The organism is Hydrogenophaga sp. GW101-3F08, from assembly GCF_059424585.1.
In genome coordinates this window covers 108,231-130,792 of record NZ_JBWKZP010000009.1, presented here as the reverse complement: position 1 = coordinate 130,792, position 22,562 = coordinate 108,231, and the positions used below count along the sequence as shown (strand labels likewise).

Sequence of the window (22,562 nt, the reverse complement as noted above, 5' to 3'; positions counted from 1 at the left end):
CGCGGGGGGAGGTTCACGCGCCGGGCCGCCCCAAGCTTGAACCGCACCCCCGTGGGGGGCAGCGACCCGCGCAGCGGCGGAGCGAGGGGGCGCAGTCTCATAGTCTGCGGTGCTGCAGCGCGGGCAACTGCTGGCGCACGTTGCGCAGGCGCTCCATGTCCAGCTCGGCGAGCACCACGCCCGGGCCCTCAGCCTGCAGGGCCATGACCTCGCCCCAAGGGTCGATCACCATGCTGTGGCCCCAGGTGCGGCGGCCGTTTTCGTGCAACCCGCCCTGCGCGCTGGCGATCACATAGGCCTGGTTCTCGATCGCGCGGGCGCGCAACAGCACCTCCCAGTGGGCCTGGCCGGTGGTGTGGGTAAAGGCCGCGGGCACCAGCAGCAGGTCGGCCGCGAGCATGCGGTAGAGCTCGCCGAAGCGCAGGTCGTAGCAGACGCTCTGCCCGACGCGCCAGCCCTGGCCGTCGCGCGCTTTGCACTCGAACACGGTGGGCGTGTCGCCCGCGACCAGCACGGTGGCCTCGTCGTAGCTCTCGCGGCCGTTGTCGTAGCGGAACAGGTGGATCTTGTCGTAGCGGCTGACGTTTTCGCCGCGCGGGGTGTAGACCAGCGAGGCGTTGGCGGCGTGCGCGGGGTCGTCGGTGGCCATGGGCAGGGTGCCGCCGACGACCCACATCTTCAGGTCGCGCGCGGCGTCGGACAGGAAGTCCTGCACCGTGCCCAGCCCCGGGGTCTCGGCGATCAGGAGTTTGTCCGCGTCCTGGTGGCCCATGAAGCAGAAGTACTCGGGCAACACGGCCAGCTCGGCCCCGTCGTGCGCGGCCTGGCGCAACAGGCGCAGGGCTTCGCTGAGGTTGGCGTCCAGGCTGATGCCCGAGACCATTTGGATGGCGGCGACTTTCATGACAGCTCCTGTGGGGTGGGCCAGAGGCCGCTCCCGGGGTGGAAACACAGCTTAACGCAGAGCAACAACCGGGACAGCCTATTCGCTTTTGGGCGCCACGGCGGCGACCCCGATTTTTTCGACCTGGGGGTCGGCCCAGCTGCCGGTGATGTGGAACTGCTGGGTGGTGGCGCTCTGCAGCGGCTGGCGCAGCAGGAACTGGGCCAGGAAGGTGCCCAGTCCCACGGCGGGGTTGATGGCGGTGGCGATCAGGGCGGCGGTGCCGGCGTTGATCTCGGGCACCACCACCACCTTGAGGTCCTGCTGTTCGCGCGCGATGTCGGCGCTGCCTTCCATCAGCACGGCGGCGTTGACGCCCTTCATCTGCAGGTTGTTGGTGTGCACCACGCCGTGCTCGATGCGCGCGTCGCCGCGCACGAAATCGAACGCGAACCCGTTGGAGAACACGTCGCGGAAATCCAGCACCAGGCGCCGCGGCAGGGCCTGCAGGCTGAGCACGCCCAGCAGCTTGGCCGCCCCAGGCTCGACCTTGAGGAACTGACCGCGCTCGATGTCGACCTTGAGCTGACCGGCCAGGCTGGCGTAGTCCATGGCCAGCGGGGAACCCCGCCAGCCGATGCTGCCTTCGATGCGGCCCTTGCCATTGCTCACCACGCCCTCACGGCCGAAGCGGGCCAGCAGCAGGCCGGAGTCGTTGATGTCGAGCGTGAAACTCAGGGCGGTGCGCCGCTGTCCGCCCGGGCTGGCGCCATCGGGCGCCCAGTTGCCGGTGGCGCTCAGGCGCGCCTCGGGCACGTTGAGCTCCAGCCGGTTCAGCCGCCACTCGCTCACGCGGGTGGGGCCGGCGCGGTTGACGGCGTTGATCTCGACCCGGCCCAGGCGCCGGTTGGACAGCACCAGGTCTTCGACCGCAATGTCCAGCGCGGGCACGCTGCTGGGCTGCTGCAGGATCTGCTCCACGTCCTTGGCGGCCGAGGGCGCCAGGTTCAGCCGCGCCAGCCGCGCGTAGATGCTGCCGGCGGCCGGGCCGCTGGGCTGGCCGTATTCGACATAGCCATTGAGTTCCTCGGCGTCGACGTTGGCGCGCCACCGGGTGCCCTCGCGCGAGCCCCCGACCACCACCCGGTTGAAGCTGCGCCCGTCGACGGTGATGCGATCGGCGCGCACCGCCAGGGTGGTGGGCAGGTAGGACAGGCTGGCGTCCGAAGCCGGCGAGGCGGACGCAGGCGCGGTGGCGGTCCCCGCGCCGGGCACGCTGGCGCGCACCTCCGTGCCGGTGGTGCTGGTGAACACGCGTTCCCAGTCGTCCACGTTGATCTGGCCGACCTGGATGTTGGCCAGCACCCCGTCGGCCGGCAGGGGCGCCGACTCGCCAGCCCCCAGGCCCAGGGCCACGCTGCCGCGCAGCACCCGCGGCTCGGCGCCAACGATGTCGCGCTCGTAGCGCAGCGCGGCCAGCGGGGCCTGCTCGGGGCCGAGCAGGACCGTCAGGCGGTCGCTGCGGGCCACTTCGCCACTGGCGTCGGCCGCCGTCGAGAGCACCGTGTTTTCGTAGCGCAGCGGCAGGCTGTCGGTCGCGGCTTTGCCCAGCGGCGCCGGCAGGTTCAGCGCCAGCCCCTGCAGGCCGCTGGTCACCACCAGCTCGGGCACCCCGGCGCGGAAACCCAGTTGTGCGTTGTAGGCGGCGCTGCCGCTGGCGTTGGCAAAGAGGCGCGAGACGAAGCCCAGATCGGCGTCGCGCAGGCCCTCGGCCCGCGCCGTTCCCTGGCCCCGGAACTGGATACGCGCCACGCCCTGGGCGTCGGGCTGCATGCCGCCGCTGAAACGCAGTTCGCCGCCGTAGAGCTGCGCCTGGGCGTCGGTCACGCCAAAGCCCTTTTCGCTGAAGCTCAGGCTGCCCTTGGTGCTGGCCAGCAGCGGGGCCTCGGGGCTGATGTGCACGTCGTTGCCGTCAAAGCGCACCGTGCCCCCGACGGTGGTGGCGTCCAGCTGCTCGAACGGCAGGCTCAGGCGGAACTGCGCGCTGGCCGGTCCGGTCATGCGGGCCCGCGCCAGGGCTTCGCCGGTCATGCGGTTGAGCGGCGAGCTGCGCACGAAGCCCAGCATCTCGGTCGCGGGTCCGCGCGCGTCGGCGCTCACCACCAGGGTGGCGTGGTCCACCAGGTTGGCCACCTCGATCTTCGCCTGGCTCAGGCGCACATGGGGCGCGCCGTCCAGCCCCGCCTCCAGCCCGCTCAGGCGCAGCGAGGCACGGTCCAGCAACAGGGCGCCGTTGAGGCCCTTGAGCATGGGCCAGGGCGCATCGCCCGGTTCCTGCAGAAAGCTGGGCACGTAGGCGAAGTCCACCGCCTGCAGGTGGGCCGCGATGCGGAAGTCGCCGCGGGTGCCGGGCGTGTCGAAGGGCATGTCGTACATGTCGCCCTTGATGCGGAAGTCCACCTTGTCGGAGCGGCCCGAGCGCACCGCCTCGCGCACATAGCGCCGCACCTCGGCCGACACCGTCAGCGGCAGGTAGCGGTGCACCCGGTCGGCGCTGGCGCGGGTCAGGGTGGCGTTCACGTCGAGCACGCCGGGGAAGCGGGAGCCCGAGGCGCTGTGCTGGGGGTCGCTGGTGTTCCAGCGGGCCTGGCCCGTGCCTTCGGCATCGGCGTTGGCCAGGCGCACGTTGTCCAGCTGGGCCTCGATGCGCTCGCCATCCAGGCGCCAGAGCGCGTCGGCCTCGAAGCGCGTGAGCGGCAGCACCGGGTCCTCGAACACGTCGGGCAATTCGAGCGCCCCATTGGCCACCGCCAGGTGGGCGCGCCCGCCGGTCTGGTTGAGGTCGAAGTCCACCGTGGCGCCCGCGATGCCGGGCCGCCCGGGCAGGGGGTAGCGGCCCGAGGCCGAGGTCTTGCCGCTGGGCTGGCCGGCCAGCGCCAGGCCCACCACACGGCCCTTGGCCTGGTAGGCATCGACGCTCCAGTCGATGCCTTCGCCGGGTGCCGCGGCGGCGTCCGCCGACCCGGCCCGCGCGCTGGCGGCGGGCGGCGGCAGGCCCTGCCAGCGGGCCGTCAGGCCGTCGACGCGACCGGCCGGCTTCAGGCTGGCCAGCAGGCCGGGCGCACCGCCGGGCAGCGGCAACCGGCTGGCCAGGGCGGACAGCGGCGCGAGCTCGATGCCGTCGGCGCTGAGTTCGGTGTGGGCCACGCGCTGGCCCTGGCGCGCGGTGTGCTCCAGCCGCAGGCGTCCGCCAGGCCAGACCTCGCCCGCGCGGGTGCGAAAGCGCAGGTTGTCGGTGGTGAAGGAAAAACCCGCGTCGCTCCATTGCGAGGCCAGGCGCCCGCCGAGCTCGTCCAGCGCCAGCAAGGGCAGCTCCGGGCCCAGGCGCGTTTCCACGCCCCGCAGCGCCAGGTCGGCGGTGACGCCGGTCACGTGCCCCCGCTTCACATCGGCCCAGGCGCGCACCGCGCCCTGGCCCGCGCGCACCTCGACGCCCCAGTCGGACAGGTCCACATAGGCCCGCAGGCGCGACACGTCCATGCGGGTGAAATCGGCGAACAGCTCGCCGTCCCAGCGTTGCCAGCGCGCGGTTCCCGCGGCCCGGCGGCCCAGGTCGAGCAGGGGTTCGCGCAGGTCGGCGCGCAGGCTCAGGCGCTCGCCCCACTCGGGGGGCGGGGTGGCGTCGAGCCGGAACCGGTGGTGGCGCGCCTGGTTGCGCGCCACGAAATCCAGCGCGCCCAGTTGCAGCGGCGGCTGGCCGCGCAGGTCGTCGGTCCAGCGCACGGTGCCGTTCTGGATCACGAACTCGGGCTGGGAAAAAAACCAGTCGGAGGCCGCGTGGTCGCCGCTGTCCGGCCCCGTCAGGTCCAGCCCGGCCACCTCGATGTGGCCCTGCGCGGTGCGGCGCACGTCCAGCACCGGCGAGGCGATCACCACCTGCTCGAAGCCCAGCCGCCACAACGAACGGACCGACAGCGCGGTGCGCACGCTCGGCAGGTGCAGGGCCTCGCGCCCGGCGGCGTCGAACAGCCGCACGTCGCTCAGCTCGAAGGTGGGCACCAGGGCGGGCACGAAATCGGGCAGCCAGTCGTGGCCCGCCGATCCGGCCTCGGCCCGGATCGCCCCCACGCGCACGGGTACCCCTACCGTGCTGCTGGCCCAGCGTTCCAGGTCGGGACGCCACTCGCCGATTCGCGGCACAATCCACAAATGCAGCACGCCCAGGGTGAGTGCGAACAGGCCCCAGACGGCCAGCACCAGCCAGAGCAGCAGCCGCGTTGCCACGGAAAGTGTCTTGAGGGATCGCGTGAAGGGTGCACGCACAGGAGATTCGGCGGCATCTGCCGGGCTTTGATGGTTCATGTCCACTGCAAATTATGACGGCCAGCCACACCAAGGGTTCCGCAGTCCTGGAATCCGCTTTGTCAATGAATGTGATACCCCCGTCCCCCCACCACCCCCCTTTGACATCCGCTGACCGGATCGCCGAACACTCGCGTTTCGTGCAGCGCGTGCGCCGCCGCTACACCGACGAACTCGCCTGCCTGCCACCCGGCGCACCGGTGCACGCCAGCATGCGGGCCTGCCTGGCCGAGCTGCGCACCCGTGGCCTGGCCGTGCCCGCGGCGCTGCGGGTGCTGCGCCAGCTGGTGCTGGAGCGCCTGGTGGTGCTCGACTGCGAACAGGACGCGCCGCTGGCCGTGGTCACGCGCGCGGTCACCGAGCTGGCCGAACTCGCGCTCGACGCGGCCTGCACGCTGGCCTGGAGCGAGCTCGACGAGCTGTTCGGTGCTCCCCAGTACCCCGGCCCCGACGGCCAGCCCCAGCGGGCCCGGATGTGGGTCATCGGCATGGGCAAGCTGGGCGCGCGCGAGCTCAACGTGTCGAGCGACATCGACCTGATCTACGTCTACGACCACGACGGCGAGACCGCCGGCAACGCCCAGGGCCGCAACCGCATCAGCAACCACGAGTACTTCGGCAAGGCGGTCAAGCACATCTACAACACCGTGGGCGAGGCCACCGAACACGGCAGCGTGTTCCGCGTCGACCTGGCGCTGCGGCCCAACGGCAACTCGGGGCCGAGCGCGGTCTCACTGGGCGCGCTGGAGGAGTATTTCCTGGTGCAGGGCCGCGAGTGGGAACGCTTCGCCTGGCTCAAGAGCCGCGTGATCGCCCCGGCCGCCTGCATCGCCGACAAGAGCGCCAGCGCGCTGCGTGGCGCGGTGCTGCCCTTCGTGTTCCGCAAGTACCTGGACTACAACGTCTTCGACTCGCTGCGCACGCTGCACCGCCAGATCCGCGAGCACGCGGCCAAGCGCGCCGCCGGCAACCCCGGGCGCGCCAACGACGTGAAGCTCTCGCGCGGCGGCATCCGCGAGATCGAATTCACCGTGCAACTGCTGCAGGTGGTGCGCGGCGGCCAGTTTCCCGAACTGCGCACCCGCCCCACGCTGGACGCGCTGCAGCGCCTGTGCCGCGCCGGCCTCATGCCCCAGGGCAACGCCGACGCGCTGGCGCAGGCCTACACCTTTCTGCGCCGGGTCGAGCACCGCATCCAGTACCTGGACGACCAGCAGACCCACGTGATGCCCACGCGCGACGACGACCTGAACTGGCTTGCCGCCACCATGGGCCACGCCAACGTCTGCGACTTCCTGCACACCCTGGACGCGCACCGCGAGCTGGTGGCGCAGGAGTTCGACACCCTGCTCGGCGGCCCCACCAACGGGGGCTGCAATGGCAAGGGCTGCAACGGCAGGAACGGGAAGAATGGCGCGGCTGGCCACGTCGGCGGCACGAGCGACGACCTGCAGTCGGTGCTGGCGCAGCTGCCCGAGGCCTTCGCGGCCAAGGTGGCGCAATGGAACGGCCACCCGCGGGTGCTCGCACTGCGCGAGGATGCGCGCGCGCGCCTGGTGCGGCTGGTGCAACGCACCGGCGCCTGGCTCGAACAAGGACGGGTGAGCGAAGAGGCCGCCCTGCGCCTGGCCGACTGGATCGAACCCCTGCTGCGCCGCGAGAGCTACCTCGCGCTGCTGCAGGAGCGGCCCTCGGTGCACGAGCGCCTGCTGCGCCTCATGGGGGCGGCCAAATGGCCCGCGCGCTACCTGCTCCAGCACCCGGGCGTGATCGACGAACTGGCCAGCCAGCAGCTGCTGGCCGAACGTTTCGACGCCGTGCAGTTCGAGGCCGAACTCGAAGCCCGGCGCGCCGCGCTGCACTCCACCGGCGAAGACGACGAAGAGGCCCTGCTCAACCTGCTGCGCCGCGCGCACCACGCCGAGGTGTTCCGCACCCTCGCGCGCGACGTGGAAAAAGTGCTCACCGTGGAGCAGGTGGCCGACGACCTCTCGGCCCTGGCCGACACCATGCTGCGCGTGACGGCGCGCTGGTGCTGGGCGCGGCTGAAGAACCGCCACCGCGAAGAACCCGGTTTCGCCATCATTGGCTACGGCAAGCTCGGCGGCAAGGAACTGGGCTATGGCAGCGACCTCGACATCGTGTTCGTCTACGAAGACGAGGACGAGCGCGCCCCCGAGATCTACGGCGCCTTCGTGCGCAAGATGATCAACTGGATGACGGTGAAGACCGGCGAGGGCGACCTGTTCGAGATCGACACCGCGCTGCGGCCCAACGGCAACTCCGGCATGCTGGTGACCAGCTTCAACGCCTACGCCAACTACCAGCAGCAGCGCGGCAGCAACACCGCCTGGACCTGGGAACACCAGGCGATGACGCGGGCCCGGTTTGTCATGTCCGGCAGTGAGACCGGAGCCCCCACGCTCCCCGCTGCGCGTGGTTCGCTGCCCCCCGAGGGGGCGGGCCCCGTCCCCTCCCTTCGCGAGCGCTTCGATGCCGTGCGCGAAGCGGTGATCACGTCGGAGCGCGACCCCCAGGCGTTGGCCGCGGAGATCGTGGCCATGCGCGAGAAGGTGCGTGCCGCCCACCCGGTGCGCGGCACGCGGTTCGACGTCAAGCACAGCCCGGGCGGCATGGTGGACGTGGAGTTCGCCGTGCAGTACCTGGTGCTGTCGCAGTCGCGCACCCACCCCGAGCTGCGCGCCAACGCCGGCAACATCGACCTGCTGTTGCGCGCCGAACGCGCCGGCCTGCTGGCGCCCGGCATGGGCGAGGCCGCCTCTCGCGCCTACCGCGAGCTGCGCCAGATCCAGCACCGGGCACGGCTGGACGAAGCGCCGACCCAGGTCGATGCCGAGCTGGTGGAGCCCCAGGCCGCGGCCGTGCGCGCGCTGTGGCAGCACGTGCTGGGCTCGCGCACGGCATGAAGCCCTCGCGCAGCTGGCTGGTGCTCTGCGCGGTGCACGGTGTGGCTAGCATGCTGCTGTGGTGGGCCCGCCCGGGCGCCATCGACACCCTGACCTGGCACGCCCACGACTGGCTGCAGCAGCCCTGGACGCTGTGGACCAGCGCCTGGGTGCACATGAACACCCCACACCTGATCGGCAACCAGCTCGCGCTGGGCGCGCTGGCCGCCTTTGCCTGGGTGATCCGGCCCTCGCTGGCCTGCACCTGGGCCTGGCTGCTGGCCTGGCCGCTGATGCAGGGGTCGCTGCTGCTGTGGCCGCAGATCGGTTACGCGGTGGGCCTGTCGGGCCTGCTGCACGCCGGGGCCATGGTGCTGGCCATGCAGCTGATCCAGAAGCGCATCCCCGTGCCCATGGCACGGCGCTGGGGCGGTCTGCTGGCGCTGGGTCTGCTGGTGAAGCTGGCGCTGGAGCAGGGCTGGTCGAACCCGGTGGTCTGGGACCCGGGCAACGAGATGTCGGTGGTGCAGGCGGCCCACCTGGCGGGCACGCTGTGGGGCCTGGTGCTGGGGCTGATGCTGGGCTGGCTGCCCCGCGACAGGGCAATCGCCCCGGCGCCTTCACTGCCCGCGCACTGAGGCGCCGGCGCGCCAGCCTCAACCCAGAACACCGCGGAACCGGCTTCGCCGGGCCGCAGGTGTTGCCCCCTTGAGGGGGTCGCGCGCAGCCCGGCGGGGGTGTTCACCTCAAGCCAACGACTTTCGAAACCGGTTGAGCTCCTGCACCGTCTTGAAGCTCTGCTCCATCAGCAGGCTCATGTTGTGCAGGATGCGCTCGACCACGCGGTTTTCCCACACCGCGTCGAAATCGATCTGCTTGTCCAGCCAGTGTTCGAGCCACTCGGGGTTGGGCAGGCGGCTCTGGATGGTGTCCTTGGGGAACAGCGCCTTGTTCACGTGCAGGTTGGTCGGGTGCAGGGCCTGCGCGGTGCGCCGCGCGCTGGCCATGAGCACGCCCACCTTGGCGAACGCGGCGCGCGCCTCGTCGCCGAAGTTGCCGATGGCGCGCTTCATGTAGCGCAGGTAGGCGCCGCCGTGGCGCGCTTCGTCCTGGCTCAGGGTGGCGTAGATTTTCTTGATCACGGGCTCGGTGTGCCACTCGCTGGCGCGGCGGTACCAGTGGTTGAGGCGGATTTCGCCGCAGAAGTGCAGCATCAGCGTCTCCAGCGGCGGGGCCGGGTCGAACTCGAAGCGGATGTCGTGCAGCTCCTGCTCGGTGGGCACGAGCTCGGGCCGGAAACGGCGCAGGTATTCCATCAGCACCAGGGCGTGTTTCTGCTCTTCGAAGAACCAGATCGACATGAAGGCCGAGAAGTCGGAGTCGTCGCGGTTATCGCGCAGGAACATCTCGGTGGCCGGCAGCGCCGCCCACTCCGTGATGGCGTTCATCTTGATGGTCTGGGCCTGCTCGTCGCTGAGCGCGCCGGCCTGGAAGGTTTCCCAGGGAATGTCTTTGCCCATGTCCCAGCGGACGGACTCCAGCTGCTTGAAGAGTTCGGGGTAAAGCATGCGCGTCCTCGGTGGCAAAAAACCAGTTTACGGCCCGCACATGGCCGTTGTTTGACAAAGCAGCGGGCCTTGAATGGGTATCGGCCGCACCCGGGACGGAGCCCCTGCCCAGGCCGTGTCCACGCCGGCCGCCCCCCGCGGCCAGGGGATAACCCTGCGTGGTTCAGGGATACGAAGAAGATTGCATCGACTAAAAAGATACCAATCAGTCACAATAAGACCATACAGTGTATTTTCAGACCGAAATCTCCACCTCACCACCACCGGACCCGCCCATGCCAACTCAGCCCAGGAACTTTTTCGCATCGGCACCGCTCCATACACACAAGGCGGCGCTGGAACCCGTGCCGCCCACTGTTTTTGCACTGCGAAGCCTTCCTGCCCCTAGCGGTCTGGCTGCAATCCCGGAACGTCTTTCCTCCTCCTCCCTCCCTCCCTCATTCGTTTCGGGGCGCTTCGCAGTCTTTTGTCTTCCGGCCCACCGGGCCATGGGGGTCTGAACCATGCATTCAGACCCCCGCTTTCAGCCCATGGGCGGCACCCGCCCACCTCGCCGTGTGGCCATCGTCGGCTCGGGCATCTCGGGCCTGGCCGCCGCGCACACCCTGGCCGGACTGGCCGACATCACCCTCTTTGAAGCCGGCGCCCACTTCGGCGGCCACACCCACACGGTGGATGTGACCCTGCCCGATGCGCAGGGCTATCCGATCCGCTTCGGCGTGGACACCGGTTTCCTGGTGCTCAACGAGCGCACCTACCCCAACCTGCTGGCGCTGCTGGCCGCGCTGGAGGTGCCGCTGGCGGACTCCGACATGTCGTTTTCGGTGCAGGCCCCGGGCGCCGGGCCCGACGGCGGCGCGCTGGAGTGGAGCGGCGCCAGCCTGTCCAGCGTGTTTGCCCAGCGCCGCAACCTGCTCAACCCCCGCTTCTGGCGCATGCTGGCCGACATCCTGCGTTTCAACCGCATCACCACGCGGCTGGCGCAGCAGGGCCAGGACCTGGGCGAGCACAGCCCGCTGCTGCAGCCGCTGGGCGAGTTCCTGCAGGCGCAGGGCTTCTCCCGCGAATTCCGCGACTGGTATTTCCTGCCCATGATGGGCTGCATCTGGAGTTGCCCGACCGACCAGATGCTGGCCTTTCCGGTGGCCACCATGGTGCGCTTCTGCCACAACCACGGCCTGCTCCAGGTCACCCACCGGCCGCGGTGGCACACGGTGGCCGGCGGCGCGCGGCGCTACGTGGACAAGATCGTGGCCGCCATCCCCGACCGGCGCCTGCACACGCCGGTGCACCAGGTGCTGCGCGACGCGCAGGGCGTGCGCGTGGTGAGCGAGGGCCGGGTCGAGCGTTTCGACGCCATCGTCATGGCCTGCCACAGCGACCAGGCGCTGTCGATCCTAGGCCCAGCGGCCAGCCCGGACGAGCGCGCCGTGCTCGGCGCGATCCGCTACCAGCCCAACCGCGCGGTGCTGCACACCGACGCCTCGGTGCTGCCCAAGGCCCCCACCGCCTGGGCGGCCTGGAACTACGAGCGCGAAGGCTTGGCCACCCAGGCCGGCGAAAGCCCCGACCCACAGGCGCCGTCGGCCCAGGTCTGCCTGCACTACCTCATCAACCGGCTGCAGCCCCTGCCGGTGGCGCAGCCGGTGCTGGTGTCGCTCAACCCGCGGCGCGCGATCGACCCGGCGCGGGTGATTGGCGAATACGCCTACGAACACCCGGTGTTCGACCTCGCCGCCCTGCGGGCCCAGGCCCGCCTGGGCGAGCTGCAGGGCCGGCAGCACACCTATTACGCTGGCGCCTGGACGGGTTATGGCTTCCACGAAGACGGCCTGAAAGCCGGCCTGCACGCGGCGCGTGCGCTGATCGACGCCCACGGCCTGATGCCCACCACCAGCGGCGCGGCCGCGCGCCACGCGGCCCTGCCCGGGGTGTTCGGGTGAGCACGCCGCCGCCGGTGGCGCAGATCGGTTTCGGCCAGGTGCGCCACACGCGCCTGCGCCCGCGCCGCCACGCCTTCGCCTACCCCACCCATTTCCTCATGCTGCCGCTGCGCAGCCTGCGCGCCCACGGCGACGGCGAGCTCGCGCGCAACCGGCGCGCGGCGCTGAGCTTTCACGACGCCGACCACGGCGACGGCGGGCCCGACTGCCTGGCCTGGATCGACGGCCTGCTGCGGCAGCACGGCATCCACGACGCGCTGGGCGAGGTCTGGCTGCACACCCCCCCGCGCGTGCTGGGCCACAGCTTCAAACCGGTGAGCCTGTGGTACTGCCACCGGCCCGATGGCCGCCTGCGCGCGGTGCTGGCCGAGGTGAACAACACCTTTGGCGAGCGCCACTGCTACCTGCTGGACAACCCTCGCTATGGCCAGCCCTGCACGGCGGACAAGGTGTTCCACGTCTCGCCGTTCTGCCCGGTGCGCGGCCAGTACCGCTTCGTCTTCATGCGCAGCCCCGGCCACCCCGGCGCCGGCCCGGCCCGCACCGTGGCGCGCATCGACTACCACGACGACGGGGCCGACGCGCCCGCGCTGATCCAGACCAGCGTGAGCGGCGCGCTGCAGGCGCTCAATGCCCGCAGCGTGCGGCGCGCACTCTGGGCCTACCCCGCCATGACCTTGGGCGTGATCACCCACATCCACTGGCAGGCGCTGCGCCTGTGGCTCAAACGCACGCCCTTCTTCCGCCAACCGGCCGCGCCGGGCACCGCCGTCACCGTGGGCGGGCCCGCCAAGCCGTCCCGCTGACCCCTTCCCTCCCACCCCGCCCTGGCTGCCCCCCATGAACAGCACCACCGCCCCCCGACACCCCGCCGGTTTCGCCCTGCCGCGCAACGCGCCCGCCACCGCCCGCAGCGCGCTGAAACTGCTGCAGCGCCTGCGCCACGGCAGCCTCACGCTGCAGCTGCCCGATGGCTCCATGCAACGCTTCGGCGACGCCACCGGGCCGCACGCCAGCCTGCGCCTGGCCAACTGGAAGGTCTGCGCGGCGGCGCTGAGATCGGGCGACATCGGCTTCGCCGAGAGCTACATCGCGGGCGACTGGCACACACCGAACCTCACCGAGCTGCTGCGCCTGTTCATCGCCAACCGGCGCGAGATCGAGGACATGGTCTACGGCTCGTGGCTCGGCCTGCTGGCCCACTGGGTCCAGCACAAGCTCAACCGCAACTCCCGGGCCAACAGCCGCAAGAACATCCACGCCCACTACGACCTGGGCAATCCGTTCTACGAACTCTGGCTGGACCCGACCATGAACTACTCGTCGGCCCTGTTCGAAACGCCAGAGCAATCCCTGGTGGACGCGCAGCACGCCAAGGTGCGGCGCGCGCTGCGCATGGCCGGGGTGCAGGCCGGCGACCGCGTGCTGGAGATCGGCTGCGGCTGGGGCGCACTGGCCGACATGGCCACCACCGAATTCGGCGCCTCGCTCACCGGCGTGACGCTGTCCACCGAGCAGCTGGCGTTCGCGCAACGGCGCATGGAGAAGCTGGGTGTGCCGCTGATGACCGACACGCCCGCCGCCGGGCCGCCCCAAGGCGGGCGAGCCCCCGCGGGGGGCAGCGACCCGCGCCAGCGGCGGAGCGTGGGGGGAGCCCCTTCTGCCGATCTGCGCCTGCAGGACTACCGCGACATCGACGACGGCCCCTACGACGCGATCTGCTCCATCGAAATGGTCGAGGCCGTGGGCCGCGAATACTGGCCGGGCTACTTCGGCGCGCTGCACCGCCTGCTCAAGCCGGGCGCGCGGGCCTGCGTGCAGAGCATCGTGATCCGCGACGACCTGTTCGAGCGCTACATCGCCGGCACCGACTTCATCCAGCAGTACATCTTCCCCGGCGGCTGCCTGCCCAGCCCGCGCGAATTCCGCGCCGCCGCGCAGCGCGCCGGTCTGGAGGTGGTGGACCAGTTCGACTTCGGCCAGGACTACGCGCGCACGCTGCGGCTGTGGCGCGAGCAGTTCCTGCGCGAGCACGAGCGGGTGCAGCGGCTCGGTTTCGACCCGCGTTTCCTGCGCCTCTGGGAGTTCTACCTGGCCTATTGCGAGGCCGCGTTCCTCGAAGGCAACACCAGCGTCGTGCAGTTCAGCTTGCGCCGCCCGGACTGAGCCATGCCATACACCCACCGCCTGCCGCGACACACGCTGGCGCTGATCGCGCTGGGCGCGGCCCTGTGCGCCCCCGCCCAGGCCACCAGCCCCATCGAACCCACGGCCAGCGCCGCGCTGCAAGGCCAACAGGCGGTGGGCCAGGGCCTGCTGCGGGTGTGGGGCTTCGAGGTCTACGGCGCCAGCCTCTGGGCCGCGCCGGGCTTTGATGCGCAGCGTTTCGCCGCGCAGCGCTTCGGGCTGGAGCTGCACTACCGGCGCGCCTTCGCCGGGCGCGACATCGCGCAGCGCTCGATCGACGAGATGCGCGGCATCGGCGCACTCACCCCCGAACAGGCCACGCGCTGGCAACAGGCCATGGGCGCGCTGTTCCCCGACGTGGCGCCGGGCGACCGCATCCTGGGCCTGCACGTGCCCGGCAGCGGCGCGCGGTTCTACCTCAACGGCCGGCTGCTCGGCGAGATCGCCGACGAGGGGTTTTCGGCCCGCTTCTTCGGCATCTGGCTCTCGCCCGCCACCTCGCAACCGCGCCTGCGCGAAGCGCTGATCGCGCAGGTGCGGCGATGAGCCCGGCCCGCCCCACCCGCATCCCCACGCCGGCCGAACACTTCGTGGGCACCGGCGCCTGGCGCCACGGCCTGCGCTATGGCCTGCTCGGCCTGCCGCTGGCCTTCGTGGCGCTGCCGCTGTACGTGATCCTGCCCAACCACTACGCGCGCAGCTTCGGCGCGCCGCTGGCCGCGCTGGGCCTGGTGCTGCTGCTGGCGCGCTTGTTCGACGCGCTGCTCGACCCGCTGATCGGCCGCTGGTGCGACCGCCTGTTCACGCGCTCGCACCGCGCCGTGCTGGCCGCGGGTGCCGGCGCGGCCGTGGCACTGGCCCTGGGCCTGTGGGCGCTGCTGTTCCCGCCCGAGGCGGTGCGCACCGACCCGGCCGCGCTGCTGGCCTGGGCCGGTGGCCTGATGGCCCTCACCTGCACCGCCTACAGCGTGGCCAGCGTGGCGCACCAGACCTGGGGCGCGCGCCTGGCGGGCAACGAGGCCCAGCGCAGCCGCATCGTCGCCTGGCGCGAGGGCCTGGCGCTGCTGGGGGTGTTGCTCGCCGCGGTCTTGCCCGGCACGCTGGGACTGGGCGTCACCGTCACCGCGTTTGCCGTGCTGCTGGCACTGGGCTGGTGGGCCTGGAGCGCGGCGGTGGTGCCGCTGCGGGGCGGCCCGCTTCCGCCCGCGCAGGCCGGGGCAGGGGTGCGGCGCTCACCGCTGCGCCAGCCGCGCTTCTTGAAACTGCTGGCGGTGTTCGTGCTCAACGGCACGGCCAGCGCGGTGCCCGCCACCCTGGTGCTGTTCTTCGTGCAGGACCGGCTGCAGGCGCCGCGCGCCATCGAGCCCGCCTTCCTCGCCACCTACTTCCTGTTCGCCGCGCTGTCGCTGCCGCTGTGGGTGCGGCTGGTGGGGCGCCTGGGCCTGGCGCGCAGCTGGCTGGCCGGCATGGCGCTGGCCGTGGCGGCCTTCGTCTGGGCGGCCACGCTGGGCGAGGGCGATGTCTGGCCGTTCCTGTTGGTGTGCGCCCTCTCGGGCATGGCTCTGGGCACCGATCTGGCCCTGCCCGGCGCCCTGCTCACCGGCCTGATGGACGAACTGGGCGAACGCGGCCGCCGCGAAGGCGCCTACCTCGGCTGGTGGAACTTCGCGGCCAAGCTCAACCTGGCGCTGGCCGCAGGCCTGAGCCTGCCGCTGCTCGCCCTGTTCGGCTACAGCCCCGGCACGCGCGACCCCGCCGCGCTGCAGGTGCTCACGCTCGCCTACTGCCTGCTGCCCTGCACGCTCAAGCTGCTCGCGGGCGCCGCGCTGCACACCCTGGTGATCCGGCCCGAGCGCCTGACCAGACCCACGGCCCTCCCACCACTGAAAGCCCACCCATGAAACGACGCCTCGTGCTCACCACCGGCATCGCCGCCATGCTCGGCCTGGCGGGCTGCGCCGGACCGAGGCTCAGCGACCACGCGAGCGAGAAACCCGCGCTGGACCTGCGCGACTATTTCAACGGCACGCTCGACGCCTACGGCGTCTTCACCGACCGTGCCGGCAAGGTGGTCAAACGCTTCACCGTGCTGATGCGCTGCCGCTGGACGGGCGAGGACGGCGTGCTCGACGAAGACTTTGTGTACGCGGACGGCAGCACGCAAAAGCGCATCTGGCGCCTCAAGCACCTGGGCGAAGGCCGCTACAGCGGCAGCGCCGACGACGTGGTGGGCACGGCGCTGGGCCAGACCCGCGGCAACGCGTTCCGCTGGGACTACACGCTGGCCCTGCCGGTGGACGGACAGATCTGGCACGTCGCGTTCGACGACTGGATGTACCTGATGGACGCGCGCGTGATGCTCAACAAGGCCACGATGAGCAAGTTCGGCGTCCGCCTGGGCGAGGTCACGCTGAGCTTCGTCAAACGCCCCGCGTGAGCGGCCCGCTCCCCCACACACCCCTTTTCGCCATGACCGCCCCCAGCCACTTCGTCGAACCCAACACCCCCCTGCGTGCGGAAAGCCCCGCCCGGCGGCGCGGCTGGCGCCTGCTGCGGCCCTTCAACCCACCCATCACCGGGTGGCGCGGCCTGCGGGTCTGGGTGATCGGCGCCTCCAGCGGCATCGGCCTGGCCACCGCCGAGGCGCTGGTGGCGCGCGGCGCGCGGGTGCAGGTCTCGGCGCGCGACGCGGCCGCGCTGGAGCGGCTGGTGGCCCGGCATCCGACACTGCCCGGCGCCACGCCGGTTCAGGCCTGGCCGCTGGACGTGACCGACGCCCCGGCGGTGGCGCGGACCGCGCGCGCCATCCTGGCCCAGGGCCCGCTCGATCTGGTGCTGTACTGCGCCGGCCACTACCGCGAGATGCGCGCCACCGCGCTCGATCTGGCCGAACTGCGGCAGCACCTGGCCATCAACTACGTCGGCGCGCTCAACGTGCTCGACGCCGTGCTGCCCGCGCTGATCGCGCGCGGCGCCGGCCACCTCAGCCTGGTCAGCAGCGTGGCCGGGTTTCGCGGCCTGCCCAAGGGCCTGGCCTACGGCCCGACCAAGGCCGCGCTCACCCACCTGGCCGAAACCCTGTACCTCGATCTGGAGCCGCTGGGTCTGGGCGTGAGCGTGGTCCACCCCGGTTTCGTGCAGACGCCGCTGACCGCGCAGAACGACTTCAGCATGCCGGCCCTGATCACGCCCGAGCGCGCCGCGCAGGCCATGCTCGACGGCTGGGCGCAAGGCGCCTTCGACATCCACTACCCCAAACGTTTCACGCGCTGGATGAAGCTGTTGCGCCTGTTGCCCTACCGCGCCTACTTCCCCGCCGTGCGGCGCTTCACCGGGCTATAAACCTCCCATGACGCTGCCCACCGACGACTCCCGCGCCGCGGTCGCCCGCCTCGCCGCCTACTTCGAAACCCTCACGCCCCAGAGCGTGGCGCAGATCGACCGCTTCTACGCGCCGCAGGCGCGTTTCAAGGACCCGTTCAACGAGGTGCAGGGCGTCCCCGCGATCGGCCGCATCTTCGAACACATGTTCCAGGCCCTGCACGAGCCGCGCTTCACCGTGACGCAACAGCTCGTGGACGGCGCGCAGGCGTTTCTGGTCTGGGAATTCCACTTCCGTTTCCAGCGCTTCGACACCACCACCGTGCAACGGATCCGTGGCGGCTCCCACCTGACGCTGGACAACGACGGCCGCATCCGCGAACACCGCGACTACTGGGACGCGGCCGAAGAGTTGTACGAAAAACTGCCGGGGTTGAGCACACTGATGCGTTACCTGAAGCGCAAGGCCAACCAATGACATGCTTGCACGCATGACCGCGGCCAACGTGAATGACTTGAAATAGGTCCTAAGGCTCGGGAAGCTTCGACAGCTCCAGACAGATGTCCTTTTTGAGGCGCAGCAGGTGGGGTGCGAGGGTCTCAATCCAGTGGGCAGCATGCTCCTGCGTGGACACGCTGACGTTGATGACACAAGTTCCCTCTGCGGACGGGAAGGCCGTCGAAAGCGCAATCACCTCGGGCTGCCAGCTGGCCCAGCAGTAGCCCTTTGATTTCATGTTTTCCATCGACGTCTCGATGGCCTGTTTGACCTCTGGCCAGTGCCGGCCGTTGCGTCGTTTGAAGATGGGCTCCAGCACCCGGTAGCGTTCCACCGGCACCGTGGCCAGATACGCCTGGCCCAGCGAAGTGAGTTCCATCGGGACGCGCTGACCAGACACGACATTGCGCAATGCAACGCGGCGGTTGTAGCGGATCGACTCCAGGTAGACCATCTCGTCCCGGTCGGGGTAGGCCAGGCCGACGTTGATGCGTTCGCGCTCGGCCAGGGCGCGCATGCGCGGTGCGGCGATGGCCAGCACCTGCGAGCCCGACCGCATCGCATGCCCCAGGCTGAGCACCAGCGGCGCGAGCCGGTAGGCGCGGCGGGCGCGGTCTTGCTGCAGCAGGCCGGCGGCCACCAGGGTCTGGGTGAGGCGGCTCACCGTGGAGTTGGACAGGCCGGTCCGCTCGGCGATCTCGCCGTTGCCCAGCAGATCCGACCCGGGCCGGAAGGCGCGCAGGATGTCGGCGCCGCGCAGCAGGGAGCGGTTTGCGGCCGATCGGCCAGGGTGTTCTTCGAGTGGATTCATGGCGGGTCCTTCGCAGGTCTGTACCGGTTTCCGGTGCGGGTTTCAGCGTTGCCTTGGCGCATTCTAAATTCCATTGAGTGGAATTGAGTGGGTCTCAAACAGGCCTTGCGCCCATAAGCTCAGGACTCACCCAACAGGTCGATGCGGCGCCAAACCAGAGGCGGCCTCGACCCCTTCCACCCAGGAGACATCCCATGAAGTTCTTTCCCATTTCCCTGCGGGGCATCGCCAGCGGCCTGTGCCTGAGCCTGGCGGCGTTCGCGGGTGCGGCCCATGCCGAGTACCCCGACAAGCCTGTGCGCATCGTCGTGCCGTTTGCCCCCGGCGGTGGCACCGACCTGATCGCGCGCACCCTGGGCCTGGGCATGTCCCAGGCGCTGGGGCAGACGGTGATCGTGGAGAACAAGCCCGGTGCCGGCACGGTGATCGGCACCGATATGGTGGCCAAGAGCGCGCCGGACGGCTACACCCTGGTGATCGCCACGATGGCGCACGCGGTGAACCCCAGCCTGCTCTCCAAGCTGCCCTATAACAACGACACCGCATTCGCGCCAGTCAGCCTGGTCGGCCGGGGGCCAAACGTGCTGGTGGTGCGCACCGAAAGCCCGTACAAGTCGGTGAAGGACGTTCTGGACGCCGTGAAGTCGGGCAAGAAGCTGACCTACGCCTCCCAGGGCAACGGCACCTCGGCCCACCTGGCCGGTGAAATGTTCGTCAACCTCACCAAGGCCGATCTGCTGCACATCCCCTACCGCGGTGCGGGCCCGGCCATGAACGACCTGCTCGGGGGTCAGGTGGACCTGTTCTTCGGCACCGCCGCCGCGGTGTCCAGCATGGTGGAACAGGGCAAGCTCCGGGCCCTGGCGGTCACGACACCCGAGCCGTCGCCCGCGTTCAAGGGGGTCCCCACCGTGGCCGCCACGGTGCCGGGCTACTCGGTGGAGAGCTGGTACGGTTTCTTTGTCCCCGCGGGCACGCCGGCCCCCGTGATCGCCAAGCTCAACGCCGCCGTCAAGAAAGCCGCGCAAAGCCCCGAGTTCGTGAAGAAGGTGGAACACGAGGGTCTGGTCGTCAACGCATCCGATCCCGCCGAGTTCGACCGCTACGTGAAGGCCGAAGAAGCGCGCTGGAGAAAGATCGTCAAGGAAAACAACATCAAGGCCGACTGAACACGGATGCCTGACATGGACTACACACTGATTGAACTGAACGTGAGCGAGGGCATTGCCACGCTCACCCTCAACCGCCCCGACAAGCGCAACGCCATGAGCGATGGCATGCGCTCGGAATTCATCCACGCGCTGGAGTCGGTGTCCGCCGACAAGGCGATCCGCGCCCTGGTGCTCACCGGCGCCGGCAAGGGCTTTTGCGCCGGAGGCGACATCAGCGGCATGCAAAAGCGCATGAACGCCCCGGCGGGCGAAGTGGGCTTCAACGGCTGGCACCGTCAGCAGCGGGTGCACCACACGCAGTCGCTGCTGCACACCTGCCCCAAGCCGGTGATCGCCGCCGTGAACGGCGCGGCCTCCGGCCTGGGGGCCGACACCGCGCTGGCCTGCGACTTCATCATCGCCAGCGAATGGGCGAGCTTTGCCTGGTCGTATGTGCTGCGCGGCATCGTCCCGGACGGCGGCGGCATGTATTTCCTGCCGCGCCGCGTGGGCCTGGCCAAGGCCAAGGAACTGATCTTCACCGGCCGCCAGGTCAAGGTGGACGAAGCGGTGGCGCTGGGCATCGTGGACCGCAAGACCAGCGCCGACACGCTGCTGGCCGACGCCCAGGCCTGGGCCGCCGAACTGAGCCGGGCGTCCGGCACGGCCATCGCGCTGACCAAGACCATCCTCAACCAGAGCTTCGAGCTGAGCTCACACGATGTGTTCGCGCAGGGCAGCCAGGCGCAGGGCATCTGCTACACCAGCAGCGAACACCGCGCCTCGGTGGAAGCGTTTCTGGCCAAGGCCGCGAGCAAGGAGTGAAGACCATGGACGCCATCTCTCGCCTGCTCCAACCACGCAGCGTGGCCATCATCGGTGCCTCGGCCGACCCCGGAAAAACCGCCGGACGCCCGGTGGCCTACCTGCAGAAACACGGTTTTTCCGGTCGCATCCTGCCGGTCAATCCCAAGGCCGACCGGATTGGCGACCTGCCGTGTTATGCCGACATCGCATCGCTGCCGGAAACGCCCGATGTCGCCATCGTGCTGCTCGGCGCCGAGCGTGCCCACCTCGCGGTGAAGGAACTCTCGGCGCGCGGCTGTGCGGCCGCCATCGTGCTGGCCAGTGGCTACACCGAGACCGGTGAAGACGGCGCGCGCCGCCAGAAGCAGCTGGTAGAGGCGGCCGGGTCCATGCGCATCCTGGGCCCCAACACGATCGGGCTGGTGAACTTGACCGACGCCATCGTGCTCTCGGCCACCGGCGCGCTGGAGATGGATGAGTTTCCGGTGGGCGGCATCGGCGTGGTGTCGCAAAGCGGCGGCATCCTCGGCTCGCTGCTGTCGCGGGCGGCCGCTCGCGGCATTGGCCTCTCCAAGCTGATCTCCACCAGCAACGAGGTGGACCTGGAGCTGGCCGATTTCATCGACCACCTGGCCGATGACCCGGCCACCCAGGTGATCGCGCTGTACGTCGAGACCGTGCGTGACCCGGCCAAGTTCCGTGCCGCCTGCCTCAAGGCCGCGCGCAAGGGCAAGCCGGTGGTGGCCTTCAAGATCGGCCGCTCGGAAGCGGGTGCCCAGGCCGCCGTGTCTCACACCGGCGCCATGGCCGGCGCCGACCGCATGTACGACGCGCTGTTCAAACAGGTGGGCGTGATCCGCGCGCAGACCTTCAACGACCTGCTGGACATTCCTGTGGCGCTGGCCACCGGGCGCCACCTGCGCGGCCAGCGCGTGGCCGTCCTCACCAGCACCGGCGGCGCCGGCACGCTGGTGTCCGACGACCTGGGTGTGGCCGGTTTCGAGACACCGGCGCCCGATGCCGCCACGGCCGAGGCGCTGCGCGCCCTGCAGACCGGCAGCGAAGCCGTGCTGGACCGCAACCCGATCGACGTCACCCTGGCCGGGCTGCGGCCCGACCTGCTGCGCGGCGCCATCCGCGCCCTGCTGGCCAGCCCGAGCTACGACGCGCTGGTGATCATCGTCGGCTCGTCCAGCCTGGCCATGCCCGAGCTGATGGCCAACGCCATCCGCGACTGCCTGCCAGATTCGGACAAGCCGGTGATGGCCTACGTGAGCCCGCACGCGCCCGAAGTGGGGGCCCTGCTCACGTGCCACGGCGTGCCCGCCTTTGCCGCGGCCGAGAGCTGCACCGCGGCGCTGGCGGCCATGTTCAAGGTCGACAACTTCGTCGCACCGGTGGAAGAGACGGATGCGGGAAGCGCCGTCGACACGGGTGCCTTGCCTTCGGGCTCGCTGGACGAAGCCCAGGCCAAGCAGCTGTTCGCCCGCTTCAACGTGCCGTGTGCGGCCGAACGCATCGTCACCACCCCGGCCGAAGCCGAGGCCGCCGCGCGCGGGCTGGGTGGCCGCGTGGTGCTCAAGATCCTGTCGTCGCAGATCACGCACAAGAGCGATGTCGGGGGCGTGGCCATCGGCCTCACGCCCGAGACCGTGGGTGAGCGCCTGATCAGCATGACCGCCGACGTGCACGCCAAAGCCGGCGTGCGCCCCGACCGCTTCCTCGTGCAGGAGATGGTGGGCGGCGGCACCGAGCTGATCCTGGGCATGCACCGCGATGCGCTGGGCACGGCCGTGCTGCTGGGCATGGGGGGTGTGACGGCCGAGCTGTTCAAGGACACCACCATGCGCCTGCTGGCGCAGGATGCGCAGGGCCTCCATCCGCTGAGCCGCGCCGATGCGCTGTCGATGGCGAAAGACCTCAAGACCTGGCCGCTGCTCGACGGCTTCCGGGGCCGGCCCAAGGCCGACGTGGAGGCGCTGGTGGACGCCATCGTGGCGTTCTCCCGCATGGCAGCCCAACTCGGGGACCGTCTGTTGGAGGCCGAGATCAACCCGGTGTTCGTGCGCGCACAGGGCCAGGGCGTGAGCGCCGCCGACGGCGTGGTCGTGCTGGCCTGAGGAG

The 22,562-nt window shown here is 70.5% G+C and carries 17 protein-coding genes; 13 read left to right on the top strand and 4 right to left on the bottom strand.

Features of this window, described 5'->3' with window-relative positions; all coding sequences use genetic code 11:
* Nucleotides 1–97: 97 nt before the first annotated feature.
* Both AC07YZ_RS20465 and AC07YZ_RS20460 read right to left on the bottom strand, forming a co-directional pair.
* Nucleotides 98–904 (bottom strand): carbon-nitrogen hydrolase family protein, encoded by an 807-nt coding sequence (locus AC07YZ_RS20465; protein WP_226490449.1) that lies wholly within the window; start codon nucleotides 902–904, stop codon nucleotides 98–100.
* Nucleotides 905–982: 78 nt separating this feature from the next.
* Nucleotides 983–5,167, bottom strand: a complete 4,185-nt coding sequence (locus tag AC07YZ_RS20460; RefSeq protein WP_494796109.1) for a YhdP family protein — start codon at nucleotides 5,165–5,167, stop codon at nucleotides 983–985.
* A 143-nt stretch (nucleotides 5,168–5,310) separates the two neighbouring features.
* Here AC07YZ_RS20460 and glnE point away from each other — a divergent pair, with 143 nt between their 5' ends.
* Together glnE and AC07YZ_RS20450 are read left to right on the top strand one after the other, a co-directional pair.
* Nucleotides 5,311–8,172 carry a bifunctional [glutamate--ammonia ligase]-adenylyl-L-tyrosine phosphorylase/[glutamate--ammonia-ligase] adenylyltransferase gene (gene glnE / locus AC07YZ_RS20455; protein ID WP_494796108.1) on the top strand — a complete coding sequence of 954 codons (2,862 nt, stop codon included), beginning with the start codon at nucleotides 5,311–5,313 and terminating at the stop codon, nucleotides 8,170–8,172.
* Entirely contained in the window at nucleotides 8,169–8,789 is a 621-nt protein-coding gene (locus tag AC07YZ_RS20450; RefSeq protein ID WP_226490452.1) for a rhomboid family intramembrane serine protease, read from the top strand. The genes glnE and AC07YZ_RS20450 overlap by 4 nt, the downstream gene beginning before the upstream one ends.
* A gap of 108 nt (nucleotides 8,790–8,897) precedes the next feature.
* On the opposite strand, the gene AC07YZ_RS20445 is transcribed toward AC07YZ_RS20450, so the two are convergent.
* Nucleotides 8,898–9,719: a ferritin family protein gene (locus AC07YZ_RS20445; protein WP_226490453.1), complete on the bottom strand. Its 822-nt coding sequence runs from the start codon at nucleotides 9,717–9,719 to the stop codon at nucleotides 8,898–8,900.
* A gap of 503 nt (nucleotides 9,720–10,222) precedes the next feature.
* Between AC07YZ_RS20445 and AC07YZ_RS20440 the strand changes: the two genes are divergently transcribed.
* Genes AC07YZ_RS20440 through AC07YZ_RS20405 form a run of 8 tightly spaced genes read left to right on the top strand, consistent with a single transcriptional unit; the run spans nucleotide 10,223 to nucleotide 17,648 of the window.
* A complete protein-coding gene (locus tag AC07YZ_RS20440) occupies nucleotides 10,223–11,662 on the top strand; it encodes an NAD(P)/FAD-dependent oxidoreductase (protein WP_494796107.1) in 1,440 nt (479 codons plus the stop codon).
* On the top strand, nucleotides 11,659–12,468 hold the full coding sequence (locus AC07YZ_RS20435; protein ID WP_226490455.1) for a DUF1365 domain-containing protein: 810 nt from the start codon (nucleotides 11,659–11,661) through the stop codon (nucleotides 12,466–12,468). The genes AC07YZ_RS20440 and AC07YZ_RS20435 overlap by 4 nt, the downstream gene beginning before the upstream one ends.
* Nucleotides 12,469–12,502: 34 nt before the next feature.
* Nucleotides 12,503–13,828 (top strand): class I SAM-dependent methyltransferase, encoded by a 1,326-nt coding sequence (locus AC07YZ_RS20430; RefSeq protein WP_494796106.1) that lies wholly within the window; start codon nucleotides 12,503–12,505, stop codon nucleotides 13,826–13,828.
* Nucleotides 13,829–13,831: 3 nt separating this feature from the next.
* Nucleotides 13,832–14,395 carry a chalcone isomerase family protein gene (locus tag AC07YZ_RS20425; protein ID WP_494796105.1) on the top strand — a complete coding sequence of 188 codons (564 nt, stop codon included), beginning with the start codon at nucleotides 13,832–13,834 and terminating at the stop codon, nucleotides 14,393–14,395.
* Nucleotides 14,392–15,750, top strand: a complete 1,359-nt coding sequence (locus tag AC07YZ_RS20420; RefSeq protein ID WP_494796104.1) for an MFS transporter — start codon at nucleotides 14,392–14,394, stop codon at nucleotides 15,748–15,750. Before AC07YZ_RS20425 ends, AC07YZ_RS20420 begins: the two co-directional genes overlap by 4 nt.
* Nucleotides 15,747–16,286 (top strand): DUF3833 domain-containing protein, encoded by a 540-nt coding sequence (locus AC07YZ_RS20415; protein ID WP_494796103.1) that lies wholly within the window; start codon nucleotides 15,747–15,749, stop codon nucleotides 16,284–16,286. Before AC07YZ_RS20420 ends, AC07YZ_RS20415 begins: the two co-directional genes overlap by 4 nt.
* A 32-nt stretch (nucleotides 16,287–16,318) precedes the next feature.
* A complete protein-coding gene (locus tag AC07YZ_RS20410) occupies nucleotides 16,319–17,191 on the top strand; it encodes an SDR family NAD(P)-dependent oxidoreductase (RefSeq protein WP_494796102.1) in 873 nt (290 codons plus the stop codon).
* Between the two features lie 7 nt (nucleotides 17,192–17,198).
* The gene (locus AC07YZ_RS20405; protein ID WP_494796101.1) at nucleotides 17,199–17,648 is read left to right on the top strand and encodes a nuclear transport factor 2 family protein; all 450 of its coding nucleotides are present in this window, start codon (nucleotides 17,199–17,201) and stop codon (nucleotides 17,646–17,648) included.
* 49 nt (nucleotides 17,649–17,697) lie between these two features.
* Here the strand turns inward: AC07YZ_RS20405 and AC07YZ_RS20400 are convergent, their stop codons facing one another.
* Entirely contained in the window at nucleotides 17,698–18,480 is a 783-nt protein-coding gene (locus AC07YZ_RS20400; RefSeq protein WP_494796100.1) for an IclR family transcriptional regulator, read from the bottom strand.
* Nucleotides 18,481–18,674: 194 nt separating this feature from the next.
* Here AC07YZ_RS20400 and AC07YZ_RS20395 point away from each other — a divergent pair, with 194 nt between their 5' ends.
* The 3 genes from AC07YZ_RS20395 to AC07YZ_RS20385 are packed head-to-tail and all read left to right on the top strand — an operon-like array spanning nucleotide 18,675 to nucleotide 22,558.
* Nucleotides 18,675–19,649 (top strand): tripartite tricarboxylate transporter substrate binding protein, encoded by a 975-nt coding sequence (locus tag AC07YZ_RS20395; protein WP_494796099.1) that lies wholly within the window; start codon nucleotides 18,675–18,677, stop codon nucleotides 19,647–19,649.
* A gap of 15 nt (nucleotides 19,650–19,664) precedes the next feature.
* Nucleotides 19,665–20,456, top strand: coding sequence for an enoyl-CoA hydratase/isomerase family protein (locus tag AC07YZ_RS20390; protein WP_494796098.1), 792 nt, complete (start codon nucleotides 19,665–19,667; stop codon nucleotides 20,454–20,456).
* A gap of 5 nt (nucleotides 20,457–20,461) precedes the next feature.
* Nucleotides 20,462–22,558 (top strand): acetate--CoA ligase family protein, encoded by a 2,097-nt coding sequence (locus AC07YZ_RS20385; protein WP_494796097.1) that lies wholly within the window; start codon nucleotides 20,462–20,464, stop codon nucleotides 22,556–22,558.
* Nucleotides 22,559–22,562 lie beyond the last annotated feature (4 nt).